This is a genomic window from Dechloromonas sp. ARDL1 (assembly GCF_051122455.1).
In the GTDB taxonomy this organism is placed as follows: Bacteria; Pseudomonadota; Gammaproteobacteria; order Burkholderiales; family Rhodocyclaceae; genus Azonexus.
Genome location: NZ_CP168939.1, coordinates 1,635,842 through 1,652,850, shown reverse-complemented (window position 1 = coordinate 1,652,850; position 17,009 = coordinate 1,635,842). Strand labels below are relative to the sequence as shown.

Genomic DNA, 17,009 nt, shown 5'->3' with positions numbered 1-17,009 from the left:
GTGGAGGCGGATATGTTACAGACCGGTATAGTCAAGACATCAAAAAAGCCATTTGAACGGCGAGTTCCTATATATCCAGAGCATCTGCCATGGATTGCACCTGAGCTACGTTCATTTTTGACTTTTGAAAAAGGATATGGCCTTGATTTTGGCTATGCAGATGAATATTTCAAAGGTTTGGGAGCCAAAGTAGACCATAGAGAAAACATATTTTCAGAATCTGACTTGCTGATCTTCCCCAAACCACTTGCTGAGGATTTGCTGGAAATGCGTGAGGGTCAGGTTCTTTGGGGATGGCCTCACTGTGTTCAGCAGCATGCAATTGCCCAAGCTGCCATCGATCGAAAATTGACACTGATTGCATGGGAAGCCATGCACAGTTGGAGTCGCGGTAATGAAAAGCAAATGCATATTTTCTATAAGAACAATGAGCTTGCAGGTTATTGTGCTGTTCACCATGCGTTGCAAATCAAAGGTATTGATGGCTTTTATGGTCCCAGGCGGTTCGTTCTGATTTTGGGTTATGGTTCGGTGGCACGTGGGGCGATCCACGCACTTCATAGTCGTGGCTTCAATAACATTCTGGTTGTAACGAGAAGGCCTAGCCATCTGGTAGCGGATAAGCACCCGGATGTGTATTTTTCAACACTGCAAAATATTGATGGTCAGCTTTATTCGGTTGATGCAAGCCAGGAACGCACGCTACTTAAAAAATTGATTTCGGAAGCGGACTTGATCTGCAACTGCGTTCTTCAGGATACAAATGACCCGTTGATGTACATCCAGGCAGACGAGGTTGGTGTATTCAAGAAAAATGCCATGCTTGTCGATATAAGCTGTGATCAAGGGATGGGCTTTCCCTTTGCTGTGCCAACCACGTTTGGCGATCCTGTCTTTACAGTTGGCGACGGTGTTACTTATTATTCTGTCGATCACACGCCCAGTTATCTTTGGAGTGCCGCCTCGCGAGAGATTTCTAAAGCGCTTTTACCTTATCTTCCGGCGGTGATGGCTGGGAAGGCTGCTTGGGACGAGGTGAGTGAGATAGGAAATGCTATTGAGATCAGAGATGGCAAGGTGTTAAACGAAAACATCCTCCGCTTTCAACACCGTGATGCAGAGTATCCATATCGATATAAGACCTGAACGAATCACTACTCAGTTATACCTGGTTTAATTCCCGACAAAGTTTCTGGCGGTGTATAAATTGTGATTCCCTTTTGGGCGAGGTTTTCAAGTTGTCCATAGAAGTGTTCGGCACTAATAAACCATGCTTTGGCGAGCCCAACTTGTCCGGAAGAGAGTAACCCGCTGCTCTTTAGATATTCGTACATGAAAGACCGAAGATCATCGCGCGATTTATAGTCGATACGGTGCTGAGTGACGTCGGAGTGATAGGGGCGTACCGGGACAAGGTAGTCCTCTCCGTTCCAGCCTTTGCACGGGATTTGGTAGGTGTTTTCCATCCAGACGGAAACAGGAAAGGCGTTGCCCAAGGTGTCTTCAAGTAGGTGATAGAACGTTACCGGACCCATAGAGATGCCGAGACCGAGTACTTTGCCGTTCAACTCGTGAAATCGCTGCCAGGGTGATCCTCTGCCGAAGACAGAGGGGGCTAGATGATGGGCTTCGGTCAGGTGTTTTGCATACTTGCCGATGGCTGATACCGAATGCGTTGGGTGAATGCTGCGCTGAACGTCGGGAAACTGCAAAAATGCTTCGGGCAGCGCCCCCATGTTAGTGCCATGGATGCGTGGGTCGAAAACGTAGTCTTCCATTTGGCATGTGCCACTGATGGAGCCGCCGGGCATGTAATAGGTCGGCAGGAGCAGTGTCCCCTCCGGGCCAACGGCATCAAGTAATCCTTGAATGACGGCCTTTGGGCCGCCATCGACGTAGCCCAAACTTTTCAGGGAAGAATGGATGAAGAGGATATCGCCTGGCTCAATGCCCATCTTTTTCAGATCGGCAGTAATCTGGGCAGTTGTAACGTGTGGCTGGCTTTGTTTGAGTTCTTCTTCGCGACGTTTTTGCTGGACCTTGCCGATGATGCGCTTGATCGTCGTTTTCAGCCCATCAAGCATGACCCTCTCCTTGTATGTCCATTTCGAGCAGATGAGCATCAATGAAGAATTTTGCTGCCCAGTTCAGATACTCCCACTGACCATAGCCACCATCCACCGGGAAAGAGCCTTTGATCCCACCCTTTTGGTCGGAAGGGCCGTCGAGCCTGACGGTGCGCCGGACGTATGCCGTTAGCTTGCATCCAGCCTCCAAGTAGGTTTGTTTGCCGGTTTCACGGTATAGCAGGAAGAGACAGTGAGCAATTTGAACGGATCCAGTCAGACAGACGTAGTTGACCGCACCTTGCCAGGATGCATCCAGTCGGCCGGGAAGACGACCGTCGGCCTGGATGGCAGGTAGCAGGCCATCGGCCGTTTTCCTGGCTGCAGCCAGGAAATCGGGGCGACGGGAAAGTAGGTAGCCTTCGATTACGCCACGCAAAACGTATCCGATGGTATGGGTCAGCGGCGCCTTTGGATTCGTCAGGCAATTGGATGCGAACCAGCCATTCGCAGTCAGTTTGGTGAGGGCCCAGTCGACCTGGCGCAGTCCTGCTTCGCCATAGCCATGGCCAGGAGCAACCCGTTCAGCTTCGAAGAGCCCCCAGGCCACATGGGTCTCGTAAGCTTTTTCGCCGGGTGCGGCAAACGGCGTCGGATGTTTGCGCCAGCAGCCGTCAGCATCGAGATCATCGCGCAGCCAGGCAGCAGCTTTGTGCATGGCTTGAAGATAGCTCGGGTCGTCATACTGGCGGGCGCCGGCGGCGAGTCCGAGCAGAATCTGGCCGGTGTTGAAGGTTACCGGAACTTTCGGTGTTGCGTCGATCTTGCCTCCTTGAAATCCACCTTCAGGAAACTGGATTTTGACGCACCAGTCGAGCATGCGGCGGGCGCGTTCGTGCAGCGTTTCGTTGCCAGTACGTTTGGCAAGGTCAATGAAGGTAGGAATGATGTAGCCAGTCGTTTCGGGGTAGGAGGTTGCCCAGCCCTTGATCAGACTGTAGTCACGGGCCACGCCGCCGTCGGCAGAGGCGGAGTTGTCCTGCGCGGCACAGAGCCAGGTCAGTGCCGCATTGATAGCCTCTTGATGACGAGGTGGAACGTCATGTGGCAAGCCTTGGTGATCGAGTTTCTGCTCGGAAATGGCGAGCTCGGTCAATACTGGCTTGGCGGAACCGAAGAGGGCAGATTTGAGTTTGTTCAGCATGGCGGTACGGGGAAAATTGTTGAGTGGAATCTTGAGGTAGTCGGTCTGGAATTGGTAGGGGGTTTTTCACAGAGCGCTTTTCTGGTTCTGCGAGTTAGTGTCGATCTGGATGGCCCCCGGATGACGAACCGGCTTTGAAATATCCATTAGCCCCATGGGGTGCTGGTACTGCTGCCTTACAGTCAGGGCTGGTTTGCCTACTGTGATGGCTGTATTACGCAGTCGTGATGCCGGTTTCAGGGCGTAATCATAGTTTTCGGGGTGGATGAATTCATCTAGCCTGACTCGCTGATTGTTCTCGTAGATGCCAGGTAGTTGGCCGTCGGGTCTGGTTTTGGCGTTGGGGCGATCGGCGGGGTTCAGGGGGTCGGGACCGTAGAGAAGGTTGTTGATGGCATGGATGCTGGCCGGGCCGGATTTAAGTAGCAGGAACCAGCCGTTGTTTGGACGGTTATCGATGAGCGTATTGTTGATCAGGTAGAGGGTGTTCTCATTCCATTTGTAGCCTTCGACACCGAACGAGATCATGTGCCCGTTGGTGGCGTAGGGACCTTGTTGAATGATGTTGCCTATAACGTACGCAATCCCCCCGCTGGGGAGATCGATTTCGTAGCTGGCACGACCGGTTTCGTCGGTGAGGCGATTGTAGACAATATGGCTTTCACGGGCGCGGGATTTGACGAGCTGGCCTACATTTGCGTGGTGGGAATAGCTGCCGGTCATGCGAAAGCGCTTGATGCTGCCGACGTAAACATTGTGGGTTTGACCATCGCCATAGCCGTTGCGGGCAAATTCGCTATTTTCGATGTCGAGTTCCGACGTTTCGTCGTTGTGGGTGAGGATGCCGTTCTCGTTGTCGAAAAATCCACAGTTGCGGATGACAAGATGGCCTTTTTCAAAGCGGATACCGGCGCCGTTCCTGTGTTCCACCTTGCTGTCGTGGAAGCTGATATTCTCGATCGTGATGCGGCCACCGCGCACAATCCAGATTCCTTTGCGCTCAACGTGGCGCCCATTGGCAAAGAGGCGGACAGGGCCGCCAATGCCGCGAATGGTGAGGTTATCCTGATTCCAGATGGCGACGTCGCCCACGTAGTCGCCGCTGTCGATTTCGACGGTATCACCGTCGCGGGCTACGCGGGCTGCAGCGGCAATCGTGGCATAGGTTTGTCGGGGACCAACGCGCAGGACTCGCTGGCCTGGGGTTTCGGCCGTGCTGCTGTTATCCGGCGGAGTGACGGTGAGACTTCCATCGGTGCCACGCCGGATTTCACCCAGATAGGTGGGCTCCGGCGGTAGACCATTGTGGGCGCTGGCCGGGTGTGGTGGCAATGCAACGAAGCCAAGGAGCAGTAGGCGGGGAAGAAGTGTGTCGGCGAGCCGCATGGAGGCCAATTCAGGCTTCAGGAGAACAGGCGAGCATAGTCGCGCATCATGCCGTTTATGGCAAATGAATCGAGCGCGGTTTGGCGCGCGGCGATGCTGAACTGTCGCGCAAGGTTGGGCTGGCTGTGAAGTTCCCAGAGTGCGCTGGCAAGCGCTTTGTCATCATCTGGAGGGATGAGGCGTCCGTTCTGGCCGTCCCGGATGAGCTTGGGCGTGCCCCCGACAGCGGTGGCGATACAGGGTAAGCCGCTGGCCATTGCTTCTTGCAAGGTGGGGTAGAGCAAGCAGTCGTGTCACCAGCCGCCACCTTGGAGTAAGCCGGAACCCCAGAAATTTCCGTCAAGCAATCAACATGTTTTGTCTCGCGCCCGGTCGATACGCTCCGCCGTGGCGGCCTGGCGCTTGACGGGCCAGGCTGTATCGGGTGCCACTGGAGCGCTACGCCGAGCTGGTCCAGCATTTTCCGGCTTCGGAAAGCTACCACCACGCCTACCCGGGCGGCATGCTGGACCACGGCCTGGAAATCGTGGCCTACGCGCTGAAGCTGAGGCAATCCCATCTCCTGCCGGCCGGTGCCACGCCGGAAGCCCAGGCCGCCCAGGCCGAAGCCTGGACTGCGGGCACCGCCTACGCAGCACTGCTGCACGACATCGGCAAGATCGCCGTCGACCTGCATGTCGTTTACGCCGACGGGACGGTCTGGCACCCCTGGCACGGCCCGCTGCGGCGGTCAGGCCGTACCGCTACCGGACTGACCGCGAATACCGTCTGCACGGCGCCGCCACCGGGCTGCTCTACGTCCTGGCCGGCCAGTTACGAGCATGCTGGCACGCTCTGCGAGCTGGTCATCCAGGCCGACCAGGCCTCGGTTGCCCAGGAACCTGGCGGCGATCCAGGTAAGGCATTGGCGGCGCCCAGGCACGCGCTGCAGCGCAAGCTGCTGGACGGCCTGCGCTATCTACTCGGGAGGAATTCAAGCTGAACCAGCCCCAGGGCTCGGATGGATGGCTGACCCAGGACATCGACGGCATTCCGTCGAACAGCACGGCGGTGTTCAACGTCCTGCAGGACCATGGCATTGTCCTGGCCACGCCGGATGGCAAGGCGATCTGGAAGGCCACCGAGTCTCTTCCTCCAACCATGGAAGCGCCGTCCCTCGAATCTGTTGAATCGGTGACACTGATCTACACGCCATTACCGGCACCTGCGTGGCCGTCCATGCAAAGCAGGAACAGTTGGCCGATTGGCAATGGGTGCAGAAACGATTCGAGAAGCTGCAACTGCACCGCAAGCAACCGAACGGTCTGAGCATCTGGACCTGCACGGTCACCAGGCCGCGGAAATCGCGGCGCCTCCACGGCTACTTGCTGAAATATCCACGAGTTCTGTTCAACAACACGCCGCCAGACAATCCATATCTGGCACTATCACCCGCCACCAGCCCTGAGTAGGCTCGATGTCGGCCTTGATTTCCGTAAGTACTGCCCTTGAAGAAAAACAGCAATGGTCTGGACGCCAGCACACTCGGCAAGATCGTTCTGGCCCGATGCCTGGAACAGCCGCTGGGCGCCTACGAACGCTCAGTCGGGCGCATCGAAGCCTCGCTCCCGTTCCGCGGCGCAAGCTGGGTGAAGCCTGCCTCGATTCCGGGTGCGATTTTCGATGCGGACCTCGCCACGCGTCATTCCGCCCCCGCCACCCTCGGCAGGGTCGTTCGTCACGAAGGCGGGCTCGTCTTCATGTATCGGCATGAGGTTCTCGGACGCGAATATCGGTTCGACGAGACAGCGATCGGGGATATGCGCGCATCCGGCGCCATCGCCGGCGACCAGATCGCGCTGCTCCATCGTCTGCGCCTCGTCAATAGCCGCAACCGACTCACCCATGCACTGATGAATTCGTTGCTGGACGCACAGCGCGACTTTCTCGCCACGGGCGATCCGCTCGCGCTCGCCCCCTTGCCGCAGGTGCACCTGTCGAGACGCATTGGCGAACGAGTGGAGTTGCCCATGGTGGCAGATGCAGGCCGCATTTCCCGGCTCGTGCGCGGCCTTGCCATCACGATGCCGGACGGCAAGACATTGCCCCTGTCCAGACTATTCCCCAGCGAACGGCAACTGCATTGTCATCGACTTGATTTGTTGGTAAAAAGCGAGAAACAACTGCTTCTTGCAGGTGAGATTGCGCGCCCATGGTCCGACGCACAGCTTGCCGCGCTTCTGGAGCAACAACACGGAACCCGCCTTTCGCGGCGATCGATCGCCGCCATCCGTCACCAGCTCGCGCTTCCCGACTGCCGCCGTCGCGCGGCGCTTGCGGACTACCGGATGGCAACGGAGGGATTTTCCGCGTTGCTGCCCCTGACGCCGTCGGTGCTCGCGGTGCATGTGCCATGCCGGGCAGGTGTCTACGAGATTCGCGCGCCGGTCGCCGTCGAGAACCGATGTCCCGCCGACGCGGTCGAGCGACTGCCGGTGGTGTATATCGGCTCGACACAGGGCTTGCGCAAGCGCCTGGCTGATCACCTGCGGGGCAGCAGTGGTAACATGATGCTTCACCGCCATCTGGCGGAAGGGAGGGCGAAGGTGAGGTTCCGGATCGTCGAGGAAAACTGGCGCGGCCTCGAACGGCGGCTGTATCTCGCGTACCGCGAGACCTTCGGCGTCCCGCCGCCGTGCAACCGGATGAGTCCATGAACAACAAGAACCGTGAATTGGAAAGCGCCTTGCGCAAGCAAGCAAGCAAGCAAGCCTGACGGCCATTTCGTGTCGCCGGAATGGATGGCTGCGCGAGCGGGTGCGATGAAGCCGGCCGACGAGATGGCCCAGGCGATGATGGCCGCGCTCGGTCTGACCGAGGCCGGCATCGCCGCGCGCAAAATCTTCCTTGAATTCACGGACGAGGATGCCGCCCGGCTCAAACGCCTGCACGGGCTGCTTTCCGGCACGGAGCAGGATTTCGCGCGGCGTTTCTACGATCATCTGCTGCGCTTCGAGGAAACGCGGCGGTTCATTCCGGACGAGGCGTCGCTCGATCGTCTCAGAACCACCCAGGCGCAGTACTTCGATACCCTCACGGCCGGGACCTATGACGCCGACTACGTGCGCCATCGCCTGCGCGTGGGCCTTGCGCATCAGCGCATCGGCCTGGAGACGCAATGGTATCTCGGGGCGTACGCCAAGTATCTCGCCGATGCGCTGCCCGACCTGTGGCAACGCCTCGGCGACGATCCCGACCTAGCCATCGCGACACTCCAGTCCCTGCTCAAGATCGTCCTGTTCGACATGGGACTGGCGATGGACACCTATGTCCATGCAGACCGGCAGGCGATCCTGTCCCTGCGGGAATACGCGGAACTGGTGTTCTCGGCGATTCCCGACGGACTAGCCGTGCTGACGGCCGACCTCACGGTCATCTCGATCAACCGCGCCTTTGCCCGGCGCTTCGAGTTGAGCGAGATGGATGCGCACGGCCAACCGCTGGCGATGCTGATCCGGGCGGAAGGTCTCGATCACCATTTGCACGAGGTTCGGGAAACCGGCATCGTCAAGCGTGACCTGTTTTTCGAAATGGCGCGCGCGCCGGATGGCCCGGCGATCCCCGTGCGCGCAACCCTGACTGGCATCCGCCTTGCGGAAGAAGAAGAAGAAGAAGAAGAAGCTCGTCTGCTGGTCATCGTGGAAGACATGACCGAACAGGCCCGCCTCCAGGACGCATTGCGGGAGAGCGAAACCACATTGCTGCGCGCCCAGGAAGTGGCGCGCATCGGCAGCTGGCGGCTCGATTTCCTGGCCGGGACGCTGGCCTGGTCGCCGGAGGTCTACAGGATTTTCGGCGTCGATCGGAAGGCAGCCATCCGTTATGGGACCTTCCTCGCCTGCGTCCATCCGGAGGATCGGGAGATGGTCGACGCGGCCTGGCAGGCGGCGCTCGCGGGCGCGCCCTACCACCTGCAACACCGCATCGTCGCGGATGGGGAAGCGCGCTGGGTGGAAGAACGGGCGGAGATCGAGTTCGATGGCGAACATCGGCCGATCAAGGCCGTGGGCACCGTGCAGGACATCACCGACCGCAAGGCGGCCGAAACGCGGATCGAAACTCTGGCGTTCTATGATCCCTTGACCGTGTTGCCCAACCGCGCCCTGTTCATGGATCGATTGCGCCACGAACTGGCGGCCGCCGAGCGACGCGGCCAGCGGCTGGCCCTGCTCTTCCTCGATCTGGACCGGTTCAAGGACATCAACGACACGCTCGGCCACGATGCGGGCGACCGCGTGCTCGTGGAGGTGGCGCGGCGCTTCCGGGAGGCCCTGCGCGAAGAGGAGACGCTCGCGCGGTTATCCGGCGACGAGTTCGTCATCATTGCGTCGGATTCCGGCAAGGCGGCCGTGCGCATCGCGGAGCGGATCGCCGAGGCATTGGCGACCCCGATAGCCGTGGGCGACCAGGGCTTCAGCGTCTCGACGAGCATCGGTATCGCCATTTTCCCGGAAGACGGGACATCTACCGAGGCACTGCTCAAGCATGCCGACATCGCCATGTATCGCGCCAAGGGCGCGGGCGGTGGCTACCGCTTTTACCGCGCCGAAATGGGCGAGGAACTGGCGCGCCGCCTGGGCATCGCCAAGCGGCTCGAAAAGGCGCTTATCAATGGACAATTGCAGCTCCATTATCAGCCGCAGGTGAATCTGGCGAGCGGCGCGCTGATCGGCGCCGAAGCCTTGATGCGCTGGACGGATCCCGAATGGGGTTCCGTCAGTCCCGCCGACTTCATCCCCATCGCTGAGGAGCGCGGCCTGATCGTTTCCCTGGGAGAATGGGCGCTCGCCGCGGCCTGCGGGCAGGTGCGCCAATGGGAAACGGACGGCCGCCCGATGCCCGGGAGAGTCGCCGTCAATGTCTCGGCCAGACAATTAGAGGACGACGGTTTCGTGGACACCGCCATACGGATTGCACGAGAGAACGGCGCCGCTCCCGCCCGCATCGAGCTCGAACTGACCGAGAGCGGCATGATGCGCGACCCGGACCGGGCCGTGGAGATCACGCAGGCCCTGGCGGCCGCCGGGTTCTCGTTATCGATCGACGATTTCGGAACCGGCTATTCCTCGCTGTCCTATCTCAAGCGATTCCCGGTGAGCCGGCTCAAGATCGATATCTCTTTCGTGCGCGACATGTTGAGCGACCGAAACGATCGCTCCATCGTCGGCACGATCATCGCGATGGGCCGCGGCATGGAACTGGAAACCCTGGCCGAAGGCATCGAGCATGCCGATCAGGCGACGGCTTTGCTGGCCATGGGATGCCATCTGGCGCAAGGATTTCATTTCGGAAGACCCAAGCCAGCAGATCGTTTCGAGGAAAGCTGGTTGACGAAACGTTGATCACTGCCATTATCGATCATGTGGAAGGCATTTCATGTGGCCTTCCCCTTGTAAGGGGTGCCGGCATTCACCTTGCCATGACCCTACCGTGCCGCATACCACATGGGGTTGCAAGCCGGAACCCCAGAAATTTCCGTCAAGCGATCAACATGGTTTGTTTCGCACCCGGTCGATACGCTCCTGCATCGCCTGCATGACTTCTTCATGGGTATGCGCCTGGCGTTGGGGTCGTCGGCCTCCCGCAGGGCTTCCTCGACCTCACGGGTCATGCACTCTCGTATTCCTCCGGCCACAGCGTTTGTTCCATGCGCAGCGACGCTTGGCCCAACAGGTGCAGCAGACCAAACAGGCGCATGTCGTCGGTGGCGACGATGTGCTCCCGAATCCGTTCCTGGATCGCCTCGCTGGCACTGTGCGCTTCTGGTGAGGCGGTGGCTTCGGGAACTCCACTTCCTCGGCGATCCGCGCCCAAGCGCTGGCCAGCGTCTCGATGCTGGACACGCTCATTTGCTCATCCACTTGCGCAGCAGGCGCTGTTTCAGGGCGGCGCGCTCTTGCGGGTTGCGTCCCTTGTGGTTGGCGATGCGATCCGCCGTGGCGGCCTGGCGCTTGACGGGCCAGTAGGAGCGGCCGTCCTTGCCCATCGACCAGACGCTGCTGACCTGGTTTTCCAGCAAGGGCAGGTGGGCGCTCAGCGCATCCGGCGATGCACTGGCCAGCGCCGTGCGTTCGCGAGTTCGCCAGCGCTGATGCCAGAGCTTCTTGTCCTCGCGCTCGCTGCGGCACGTCGTGTGCCCAACGATGGGTGTCTTGCGGCGGCTGCGACTCATAACGTGTCTGTCTCCCAGAACATTCAGGACTGATCCCAGGCGTCGATGGTCAAGACCAGATCGGCAGGACAGGCGGCCACACGGTCGGCATGCACTTCGACCTTTCCCATCCAGCCGGGCGGCTGGGCGTATTCCTCGCTTTCGTCGATACCGAAAATCCAGACGCCATCCTTGGACGGCTGGATGCCGCCGCCCTCAATCAGCGGCAGCACGTCGGCAGCGCGAGCGGTGTAGCGGTTTGGGTAGCCGCCTCCGGCGAGCTTGGCAACCGTGCCCGCTTCCGTCAGGCGCTCAATCCAGCGGATGCCGTCCGCGCCTGTCTCCCACTGCGCCAGGATGGCCGCACGGCGGGCCTCCTGGTCGGCGCGGTCGCGTTCCTCAGGGCTTTGCGTCGATATGACGATCCACCAGCCGATCATTCGGCACCGTCCAATCCGCCGTAGTACAGGCTGTCCGGGTACAGCGCCGTCAACCGCGACAGCGTGTCCTGTATCTCTTCCAGCTTGGTCATCATGTAGGAAACCTGCTCGTCCAGATCACCGGCCAGCTCGAACAGGTCGGCAACCTGGCTGCGCGATCCCTCGTTGATGACGGCCATCGCCAGTTGGTGCAACTTCAGCAGGTCGGTGCGAAGCTGCGGCGGGGCGGCGTCTTCGCCATCGTTGAGATCGTCGCGCAGCTCGTCCATGGCATCGACCGCACGCAACAGCGAATGCGTCTCGAAATTCTCCGGAGACAGCTTGTCCCATTCTTCGTCGGTAATGCGCGCGGCCATCGTGACGTTCCTGGTCAGGCGGTGGCGAGCGTCAGGTGCCCGACCGGCTCGGATGCCGGGCGCACCTTGATTTCGATGTCGTAACCGAGGCGATTCAGGCAGTCCATCAGCTTGCGCTCGGACAGGTTGGTGAAATCGCCGTGCATCATGCCCGACACCTTCGGTTGCGGGATGCCCATGCGCTTGGCCGCGGCTTGTTGTGTCAAGCCAAGCGCACGCATCGCTTTCCTGATCTCGACTACCAGGCCGGTTTTGATTTTCAGTTTCTCGGCATCGGGCAGTCCAAGGTCGGCAAAGACGTTGCCCGAGCTGCGTTGAACCTCGACGCCTTCAATGATTCGTTTTTGCATTTCGTAGCTCCTGTGCCAATGCTTCGGCCACCTTCAGCCGAGCGCGGATGATGTCCATGTCCACCTTTGGCGTGGCGATCCCGCTCTTGCTCTTCTTCTGGAAGCAGTGCAGGACGAACACCGCTTCCGCAAACTTCACCGTGTAGACCGCCCGATACGTGCCACCGGCATCGTCTTCGATGACTTCCAGCACACCGGCACCGCCAAAGCCCTTGAGCACCTTGGCCGCGTCGTCCTGGTCGCCCATCTGCGCCAGCGACAGCGCGTAACCGAAACGCCGACGCACGTCCGGCGGCAACGCCATCAGATCCTTGTAGCTGCTCGCGATCCATTCGAGCGGTTTTTCTTTGTCGGTCATGATGGCATCTTATACCTGTTCAGGTAATTTCACAAGTACGGCAGGTTCAAGGGGCATGTCGTGAAACACTTGTTTTACGACACCTCCGCAAAAGTCATGTGCACCAACCCATGGATGGCCTCAAAATTGTGCGGAAAACTCTGTCGCCACGCGCTACCATACGGAAACCTATTTCTGATGGTTATCCGCCTATGTTGATTGGCTACATGCGCGTGTCGTCTGACACCGACCGACAGAGCACGAACTTGCAGCGCGATGCACTGCTCGCCGCCGGCATCGATCCGCGTCACCTGTTCGAGGATCACGCCTCAGGCGCGAAGGATGACCGCGCCGGCCTGGCGCAGGCGCTGGAATTCGTCCGGCCCAGTGACGTGCTGGTCGTGTGGAAGCTCGACCGGCTCGGCCGCTCGCTGTCGCATCTGCTTGGCATCGTGACCTCACTCAAGGATAAGCGGGTGGCGTTCCGCTCGCTGACGGAGAACCTGGACACCACGACGCCATCGGGCGAGTTCCTATTTCAGGTGTTCGGCGCACTCGCGCAATATGAGCGCGCCTTGATCCAGGAGCGCGTCGTCGCGGGGCTGACCGCCGCGCGCAAACGCGGTCGGATCGGCGGCCGACCACCTGCCATCGTTGGCGAGAAACTGGACGCCATCATTGCCGCGCTCGATGGCGGCATGTCCAAGGCGGCGGTGTGCCGTAACTTCAATGTCAAGCGCACCACCTTGATCGAAACGCTGGCGCGGGTCGGCTGGCCCGCACCATCGCAACCAGGAGCGTAGGGGCATGGCGGACGGCAACGCGGAAGATCAGTGGCTGTTGGCACCGGCCGAACGCGAGCTGGTGATGACCAAGAACCGAGCGACCCGGCTGGGCTTTGCCATCCTGCTGACCTTCTTCCGCGAGCGCGGCCGTTTCCCGCGCGACGAAACCGAAGTCGAGGCACAGGGCATAGCCGCGCTCGCCAAACAATTAGACGCACCCGCGCCCATTGACGGCGAAGCCTTCCTCACGGGCCGCACTGCCGAGCGGTTGCGCGGCGAAATCCGTGCGCGTTTCGGCTTCCGCGAAGCGACGGTGGCCGACGCTGAGCTGCTGACGGAGTGGCTGCGCGATCATGTTGCCGGAGAAGTCGGCGGTGACATCGAGCCGATGATCGAACGGCTGGAAGGACGTTGCCGCGAACTCGCCATTGAACCTCCGACACCAGACCGGATGGAGCGCATCGCGCGTAGCGCGTTGCGTGCCCACGAAGACCGCTTTCATAACGGAGTCCATGAGCGGCTGCCGCCCGCAACCCGCGAACGCCTGGATGCCTTGCTGCGCCCCGAAAAATCGGGCCACGGGGAGAGCGCCGTTGAAGATGCTCAAGGCGAAGCCGCAGGCAGCGCGCCGGCCGTTCTGCTGAAACTGCGCGGCAGTCCCGGCCGCCCAAGTCTTGCCAGCATGCAGGACGAGTTGGCGAAGCTGGAACTGATCCGGGGCATCGACCTTCCCGCCGATCTATTCGACCAAGCTTCGCCGCGCGATCTGGAGCGCTGTCGCCAGCGTGTGTCGGTCGAGGTTCCCCGCGATCTGCGCCGGCATCCCGATGCCGCGCGCCTCACTTGGCTGGCCGCTTTCGTCTACCTGCGCGCCCGCAGCCTGACCGATGACCTGGTGGACTTGTTGATCGAAACCATCCACCAGATCGGCGCGCGTGCCGAGCGCAAGGTCGAGCGCGAACTGCTGGAAGATCTCAAGCGCGTGTCCGGCAAGCAGAACCTGCTGTTCAACCTGGCCGACGCTACGTTGGCCCAGCCGGATGGCGTGGTGCGCGACGTGGTGTTTCCGGTGGTCGGCGAGCAGACGCTGCGCGATCTGGTCAAGGAGTGGAAGGCCACCGGCCCGACCTATCGCATCACGCTGCGCACGGTGATCCGCAATTCGTACCAGGGGCACTACCGGCGCATGGTGCCGACCTTGCTGGCCGCGCTGGAATTCCGTTCCAACAACGACCGCCACCGCCCGGTGATGGATGCACTCGACTTGGTGAAGCGCTTTGCCGACACCAAGGTGCACGTTTTCCCGGCTGACGTGGATGTGCCGCTCGATGGCGTGGTACGCGGCCTATGGCGCGAAGCCGTGATGGAGAAGGACGCCGCCGGCCGGGATCGCGTCAACCGCGTCACCTATGAAATCGCGGTGCTGGAAGCGCTGCGCGAGCGGCTGCGCTGCAAGGAAATCTGGGTGGTCGGCGCAAACCGCTACCGCAACCCCGACGACGATCTGCCGACCAACTTCGAGCAAAACCGCGAGGACTACTACCGGGCGCTGAGTCTGCCGCTCGATGCGGAGCGTTTCATCGCCGACTTGCAAGCCGAGATGCGCGAGGCGCTGTCCACCTTCGACGCCGGCTTGAAGAAGAACCCATTCGTCCGGCTGAGCAGCAAGGGCGGTGGCTGGATCACGCTGACGCCACTTGATGCGCAACCCGATCCGCCCAATCTGACTGCGCTCAAGGCCGAACTCAACGCCATCTGGCCGATGACCAGCCTGCTCGATATGGTCAAGGAAACCGATCTACGGCTGAGCTTCACCGATGCCCTGAAAAGCCCGACCTCCTACGAGACGATGGATCGCTCGGTGTTGCAGCCGCGCCTGCTGCTGTGTCTGCACGGCCTGGGCACCAATGCCGGCTTGCAGCGCATGGCCGGACTGGATTCCGGCACCACGGCACGCGACTTGGCTTATGTGCGCCGCCGTTACATCAGCGTGGACGCGATGCGTCGCGCGATTGCCATCGTCGCAGACGGCACACTGCATGCCCGCAACCCAGTGATCTGGGGTAGCGGCACCACCGCCTGCGCGTCGGACTCCAAACACTTCGGCGCATGGGATCAGAACCTCACCACGCAATGGCACGTCCGCTACGGCGGGCGCGGTATCATGATCTACTGGCACGTCGAGCGCAGCTCGCTGTGCATCCATTCGCAGCTCAAGTCGCCGTCGTCGTCGGAAGTGGCGTCAATGATCGAGGGCGTGATCCACCATTGCACCGAGATGGAGGTGGATCGGCAGTATGTCGATTCGCACGGCCAGAGCACGGTCGCGTTCGCCTTCTGCCGACTGCTCGGCTTCCAGTTGCTGCCCCGGTTGAAGGCGATCCACTCACAGAAGCTGTACCGGCCGGAAACCGGCAAGGCCGATGCCTACGCCAACCTGCAACAGATTCTGACCAAGCCCATCGACTGGGACTCGGTGCGGCAACAGTACGACCAGATGGTCAAGTACGCCACCGCGCTACGCCTAGGGACGGCGGAAACCGAAGCCATTCTACGACGCTTCACCAAGAAGAACGTACAGCATCCGACCTACAAGGCGTTCGCTGAGTTGGGTAAAGCGATCAAGACCATTTTCCTGTGCCGCTACCTGCACGACGAGGCGCTGCGCCGGGAAATCAACGAGGGGCTGAACGTGGTCGAGCAGTGGAACGGCGCGACAGACTTCGTATTCTTCGCCCGCCGTGGCGAGATGGCGAGCAACCGCCGCGAGGATCACGAAGTCAGCATGCTCGCGCTGCACCTGATCCAGAACTGCATGGTCTATATCAACACGCTGATGATCCAGAAGGTCTTGGCCCTGCCGCACTGGCAAGGCAGGTTCACGCCGCGCGACTACGCCGCCCTGACGCCGCTGATATGGGAACACGTCAACCCATATGGGCGGTTCGACCTGGACATGAATACCCGGCTTGATCTGCCGTGATCGAGATGGCGGTTGATGACACGACTGCTTGTTCTACCCCAAGGTGCAGGAAGTACCTTCTGCTTGTGATGGCAGGACAAAACAATCGAGTTGGCGCAGGAGGTCGGGAATGTCGTCACGCGGGCCGGGGAGCCACGCAGCGTCAAGGGCATTGCCTTCGCGCAGGATGCGTTCGACTTCGCCTCGCAGGGGGCCTTCGCCGATGAGGACTAGGCGCAAGCGGTCGATGGCTTCAGGGTGTTCGTGACGCAGCCGAACGAAGGCACGGGCGAGAGAGGGTTGATTCTTGACGGTCTGCATGCGCCCGACGGTACCGAGCAGCCAGTGTTTGCCGGGTTGAAAAGGGCACCAGGGAGCAGCAGGTGGGGGACATTCAGCCGGTTGGAAGAGATCGGTATCGACGCCATTCGCAATCAACGAGCGGTGCTTGGCAGGGATGCCGATGGCGCGCTCCAGATAGTCGTTGAGGTCCTCGGAAACTGCGATGTAATGGCTGACGAAAGGCTTGTAGAGTTTTCGGACCTTGATGTAGCGCGGATTCGTGCCGTTCGGATCATGCGCATCCCAGCCATGTTCGGCGTGGATGCGCGACGGAATACGGGCAAGCCAGCCGAGTGGAACGAGTTCAAGCGCAGCAAGGTTACAGGTATGAAGGACGTCAGGTTTCAGTTGCCTGAGCAATCGGTAGATCTTTGGGTACAGCGGAATGGCGTGCCCTGGTTGTTTGTTCAGTGCTATGAATTGCACATCGGGGCGTTCGATACGTTCCTTGAAGTCGCTGATTGTTGTTAATGAGAGGACGATATGCTCATAGCGGTCAGCCGGGAGACGGTTGATAAGTTGAACAACGACGTTTTCCAGACCGCCAATGGAGAAGCTGTAAACGACGTGGACAATTCGGCGGCGCTTCAT

19 protein-coding genes are annotated in these 17,009 nt (G+C 60.2%); 8 read left to right on the top strand and 11 right to left on the bottom strand.

Going from position 1 to position 17,009, the window contains the following annotated elements; translation table 11 throughout:
* Positions 1–12 precede the first annotated feature (12 nt).
* The gene (locus AB6Q56_RS08160; RefSeq protein ID WP_434516565.1) at positions 13–1,146 is read left to right on the top strand and encodes a N(5)-(carboxyethyl)ornithine synthase; all 1,134 of its coding nucleotides are present in this window, start codon (positions 13–15) and stop codon (positions 1,144–1,146) included.
* An 8-nt stretch (positions 1,147–1,154) separates the two neighbouring features.
* Here the strand turns inward: AB6Q56_RS08160 and AB6Q56_RS08155 are convergent, their stop codons facing one another.
* The 4 genes from AB6Q56_RS08155 to AB6Q56_RS08140 all read right to left on the bottom strand — a co-directional run bounded on the left by AB6Q56_RS08155 (position 1,155) and on the right by AB6Q56_RS08140 (position 4,940).
* Positions 1,155–2,084, bottom strand: a complete 930-nt coding sequence (locus tag AB6Q56_RS08155) for an AAC(3) family N-acetyltransferase (RefSeq protein WP_434516564.1) — start codon at positions 2,082–2,084, stop codon at positions 1,155–1,157.
* Positions 2,077–3,270, bottom strand: coding sequence for a hypothetical protein (locus AB6Q56_RS08150; RefSeq protein WP_434516563.1), 1,194 nt, complete (start codon positions 3,268–3,270; stop codon positions 2,077–2,079). The genes AB6Q56_RS08155 and AB6Q56_RS08150 overlap by 8 nt, the downstream gene beginning before the upstream one ends.
* A 66-nt stretch (positions 3,271–3,336) precedes the next feature.
* Positions 3,337–4,656, bottom strand: coding sequence for a right-handed parallel beta-helix repeat-containing protein (locus tag AB6Q56_RS08145; RefSeq protein WP_434516562.1), 1,320 nt, complete (start codon positions 4,654–4,656; stop codon positions 3,337–3,339).
* A 17-nt stretch (positions 4,657–4,673) separates the two neighbouring features.
* Positions 4,674–4,940: a glycosyltransferase gene (locus AB6Q56_RS08140; RefSeq protein WP_434516561.1), complete on the bottom strand. Its 267-nt coding sequence runs from the start codon at positions 4,938–4,940 to the stop codon at positions 4,674–4,676.
* A gap of 140 nt (positions 4,941–5,080) precedes the next feature.
* On the opposite strand from AB6Q56_RS08140, the gene AB6Q56_RS08135 reads away from it, so the two are divergent.
* The 5 genes from AB6Q56_RS08135 to AB6Q56_RS08115 all read left to right on the top strand — a co-directional run bounded on the left by AB6Q56_RS08135 (position 5,081) and on the right by AB6Q56_RS08115 (position 10,037).
* Positions 5,081–5,638 carry a TraI domain-containing protein gene (locus tag AB6Q56_RS08135; RefSeq protein WP_434516560.1) on the top strand — a complete coding sequence of 186 codons (558 nt, stop codon included), beginning with the start codon at positions 5,081–5,083 and terminating at the stop codon, positions 5,636–5,638.
* Between the two features lie 68 nt (positions 5,639–5,706).
* The gene (locus tag AB6Q56_RS08130; protein WP_434516559.1) at positions 5,707–5,964 is read left to right on the top strand and encodes a hypothetical protein; all 258 of its coding nucleotides are present in this window, start codon (positions 5,707–5,709) and stop codon (positions 5,962–5,964) included.
* Positions 5,865–6,107 carry a conjugal transfer nickase/helicase domain-containing protein gene (locus AB6Q56_RS08125; RefSeq protein WP_434516558.1) on the top strand — a complete coding sequence of 81 codons (243 nt, stop codon included), beginning with the start codon at positions 5,865–5,867 and terminating at the stop codon, positions 6,105–6,107. The genes AB6Q56_RS08130 and AB6Q56_RS08125 overlap by 100 nt, the downstream gene beginning before the upstream one ends.
* 36 nt (positions 6,108–6,143) lie before the next feature.
* On the top strand, positions 6,144–7,352 hold the full coding sequence (locus AB6Q56_RS08120; protein WP_231403494.1) for a GIY-YIG nuclease family protein: 1,209 nt from the start codon (positions 6,144–6,146) through the stop codon (positions 7,350–7,352).
* A 105-nt stretch (positions 7,353–7,457) separates the two neighbouring features.
* Positions 7,458–10,037 (top strand): EAL domain-containing protein, encoded by a 2,580-nt coding sequence (locus AB6Q56_RS08115; RefSeq protein WP_196996153.1) that lies wholly within the window; start codon positions 7,458–7,460, stop codon positions 10,035–10,037.
* A 265-nt stretch (positions 10,038–10,302) separates the two neighbouring features.
* On the opposite strand, the gene AB6Q56_RS08110 is transcribed toward AB6Q56_RS08115, so the two are convergent.
* From AB6Q56_RS08110 to AB6Q56_RS08085, 6 genes are read right to left on the bottom strand one after another with little or no spacing between them, the layout of a single operon-like run.
* Positions 10,303–10,509 (bottom strand): hypothetical protein, encoded by a 207-nt coding sequence (locus AB6Q56_RS08110; protein ID WP_434516557.1) that lies wholly within the window; start codon positions 10,507–10,509, stop codon positions 10,303–10,305.
* Positions 10,510–10,540: 31 nt separating this feature from the next.
* The gene (locus AB6Q56_RS08105; protein WP_196996154.1) at positions 10,541–10,867 is read right to left on the bottom strand and encodes a hypothetical protein; all 327 of its coding nucleotides are present in this window, start codon (positions 10,865–10,867) and stop codon (positions 10,541–10,543) included.
* Between the two features lie 23 nt (positions 10,868–10,890).
* Positions 10,891–11,286 (bottom strand): hypothetical protein, encoded by a 396-nt coding sequence (locus tag AB6Q56_RS08100; protein WP_196996155.1) that lies wholly within the window; start codon positions 11,284–11,286, stop codon positions 10,891–10,893.
* Positions 11,283–11,642 carry a transposase gene (locus tag AB6Q56_RS08095; protein WP_196996156.1) on the bottom strand — a complete coding sequence of 120 codons (360 nt, stop codon included), beginning with the start codon at positions 11,640–11,642 and terminating at the stop codon, positions 11,283–11,285. Before AB6Q56_RS08095 ends, AB6Q56_RS08100 begins: the two co-directional genes overlap by 4 nt.
* Before the next feature lie 14 nt (positions 11,643–11,656).
* The gene (locus AB6Q56_RS08090; protein ID WP_196996157.1) at positions 11,657–11,992 is read right to left on the bottom strand and encodes a helix-turn-helix domain-containing protein; all 336 of its coding nucleotides are present in this window, start codon (positions 11,990–11,992) and stop codon (positions 11,657–11,659) included.
* Positions 11,973–12,350, bottom strand: a complete 378-nt coding sequence (locus AB6Q56_RS08085) for a type II toxin-antitoxin system RelE/ParE family toxin (protein WP_196996158.1) — start codon at positions 12,348–12,350, stop codon at positions 11,973–11,975. Before AB6Q56_RS08085 ends, AB6Q56_RS08090 begins: the two co-directional genes overlap by 20 nt.
* Before the next feature lie 191 nt (positions 12,351–12,541).
* On the opposite strand from AB6Q56_RS08085, the gene AB6Q56_RS08080 reads away from it, so the two are divergent.
* Positions 12,542–13,132, top strand: a complete 591-nt coding sequence (locus tag AB6Q56_RS08080; RefSeq protein WP_196996159.1) for a recombinase family protein — start codon at positions 12,542–12,544, stop codon at positions 13,130–13,132.
* Between the two features lie 4 nt (positions 13,133–13,136).
* A complete protein-coding gene (locus AB6Q56_RS08075) occupies positions 13,137–16,097 on the top strand; it encodes a Tn3 family transposase (RefSeq protein WP_196996160.1) in 2,961 nt (986 codons plus the stop codon).
* Between the two features lie 33 nt (positions 16,098–16,130).
* Here the strand turns inward: AB6Q56_RS08075 and AB6Q56_RS08070 are convergent, their stop codons facing one another.
* Positions 16,131–17,009 carry a glycosyltransferase gene (locus AB6Q56_RS08070; RefSeq protein WP_434516556.1) on the bottom strand — a complete coding sequence of 293 codons (879 nt, stop codon included), beginning with the start codon at positions 17,007–17,009 and terminating at the stop codon, positions 16,131–16,133.

Coding starts and splice junctions, on each gene's coding strand:
- AB6Q56_RS08160 (WP_434516565.1), top strand. CDS start 13: ATGTTACAGACCGGTATAGTCAAGACATCAAAAAAGCCATTTGAACGG.
- AB6Q56_RS08155 (WP_434516564.1), bottom strand. CDS start 2,084: ATGCTTGATGGGCTGAAAACGACGATCAAGCGCATCATCGGCAAGGTC.
- AB6Q56_RS08150 (WP_434516563.1), bottom strand. CDS start 3,270: ATGCTGAACAAACTCAAATCTGCCCTCTTCGGTTCCGCCAAGCCAGTA.
- AB6Q56_RS08145 (WP_434516562.1), bottom strand. CDS start 4,656: ATGCGGCTCGCCGACACACTTCTTCCCCGCCTACTGCTCCTTGGCTTC.
- AB6Q56_RS08115 (WP_196996153.1), top strand. CDS start 7,458: ATGAAGCCGGCCGACGAGATGGCCCAGGCGATGATGGCCGCGCTCGGT.
- AB6Q56_RS08105 (WP_196996154.1), bottom strand. CDS start 10,867: ATGAGTCGCAGCCGCCGCAAGACACCCATCGTTGGGCACACGACGTGC.
- AB6Q56_RS08100 (WP_196996155.1), bottom strand. CDS start 11,286: ATGATCGGCTGGTGGATCGTCATATCGACGCAAAGCCCTGAGGAACGC.
- AB6Q56_RS08095 (WP_196996156.1), bottom strand. CDS start 11,642: ATGGCCGCGCGCATTACCGACGAAGAATGGGACAAGCTGTCTCCGGAG.
- AB6Q56_RS08090 (WP_196996157.1), bottom strand. CDS start 11,992: ATGCAAAAACGAATCATTGAAGGCGTCGAGGTTCAACGCAGCTCGGGC.
- AB6Q56_RS08085 (WP_196996158.1), bottom strand. CDS start 12,350: ATGACCGACAAAGAAAAACCGCTCGAATGGATCGCGAGCAGCTACAAG.
- AB6Q56_RS08080 (WP_196996159.1), top strand. CDS start 12,542: ATGTTGATTGGCTACATGCGCGTGTCGTCTGACACCGACCGACAGAGC.
- AB6Q56_RS08075 (WP_196996160.1), top strand. CDS start 13,137: ATGGCGGACGGCAACGCGGAAGATCAGTGGCTGTTGGCACCGGCCGAA.
- AB6Q56_RS08070 (WP_434516556.1), bottom strand. CDS start 17,009: ATGAAGCGCCGCCGAATTGTCCACGTCGTTTACAGCTTCTCCATTGGC.